Origin of the sequence: Pseudomonas sp. IT-196MI5, from assembly GCF_949767415.1 — a bacterium.
In the GTDB taxonomy this organism is placed as follows: Bacteria; Pseudomonadota; Gammaproteobacteria; order Pseudomonadales; family Pseudomonadaceae; genus Aquipseudomonas.
Genome location: NZ_CATKPZ010000046.1, coordinates 1 through 1,347, shown reverse-complemented (window position 1 = coordinate 1,347; position 1,347 = coordinate 1). Strand labels below are relative to the sequence as shown.

The 1,347-nt window shown below is 59.2% G+C and carries 2 pseudogenes; both read left to right on the top strand.

The features are described from left to right. Nucleotides 1–748, top strand: a pseudogene (locus tag ACM6IK_RS22670) (alpha/beta hydrolase); the annotation flags it as partial. Then, nucleotides 736–1,347: pseudogene (locus ACM6IK_RS22665) on the top strand (hypothetical protein); the annotation flags it as partial. The pseudogenes ACM6IK_RS22670 and ACM6IK_RS22665, both read left to right, overlap by 13 nt.

Genomic DNA, 1,347 nt, shown 5'->3' with positions numbered 1-1,347 from the left:
GCCCGGAGCCTTGCAATTGCTGCCCACCCAGGATTATGCCCCGGGTTGGCTGCGGCTGATCGACGAGCGAGGCGGGCCGGCCATGCCGCGCCAGCCGGAAAAAGACCCATACGAAGAGATTTATCTGCGGCGCGACCGTTGGTGGGGATTGCTGCGCGAAGAGTGGTTGGCGCCGAAGGATGGGGATCCGATTACGTGGAAAGTATTCGCAAAGAACATCCGGAGCGCAAAGGAGTTTCACCAGGACATCGCTGGGTCATACCACCCGCAAACCTACGTCTACTACGGCAACGACGACAAACACCCCAGCTTCGAATCCATCACCTGGGAAATGCGACGCGGGTCTCGTCTCAATGGCCCCCATGCCTCAAGCCCCGATGCCTTCACGGTGTCCAGCCTGCAAATGCATGAGGTGCGCGACGACGGACGCAGCCCGTTGTACGTCGGCGGGCAAGCCGAGGCCGTGCCACCACTGCGTGGTGATCCCGACGCGCCGGTCAGAACCGTGCAGACCAGCTATTGGGAGCTGCACTGCCGCATGCAGGACGGCGCGGGCGACGGCACCGTTCCGGTGAGTTCTGGTCGTGCGCCGGTCAGGCAGGCACGCAAGGATTCGATCCGCCAGCAAGTCCAGGCGCCCGGCTTCGATCATGAAGCGTCGTACGCCAATCCGTTAACCCAGCAATTCACCCTCTATTCCCTTATCAAGATCGCAGCGAAAGCCAAGAGGCCGCTATGCGCCGGTTGACCGTTTTTTTGACAGGCCTGCTGTTGGGGGCGGTCGCCGGGTGCACCGCCTTCAAGCAGCCCAGCGAACAGGAGAAACAAACCGTGCACGAACTGACCAGCAACATGCGCACCTGGGCGCTGGGCCGTGGCCTGATTGATCTGCCGGCCAACTGGACGGGGGGCGGGGATGTGAAACTGTACTACGGATTGGGCGCTGATCATTCAAGCGTTGAGGTCTTGATCTTGGGGGAGGGCGTGACGCAGCAACGTTTTGACGCAGCCTTGCAGGAGCGGGCGCGTCGGATTTCGGCGGTTAAGAACTATAAGAATTCAGATGTGTCGATGCTGGTGTCGGCGAAAATGGCTTCACCCAGGGAAAAGTTGCTGCAGTACTACGAGCAAGCATCACGCCGTCAAAACTTCGTTCACGAATTCCATCTGTTAGTTGACGACGCTTACGTCATGCTCCGTGCCGAATCCTATGACGGTGATACAGCCTCCGTTGAGGCACGCCTGTCAAAGCTCTCCAAGGAAATATTCAAGGTTGCACCGGAGAGTGCAGGTGCAGGCTTTGCGTTGGGGCCTATCGTAATCAGAAGTCATCACGATCAGGAAATC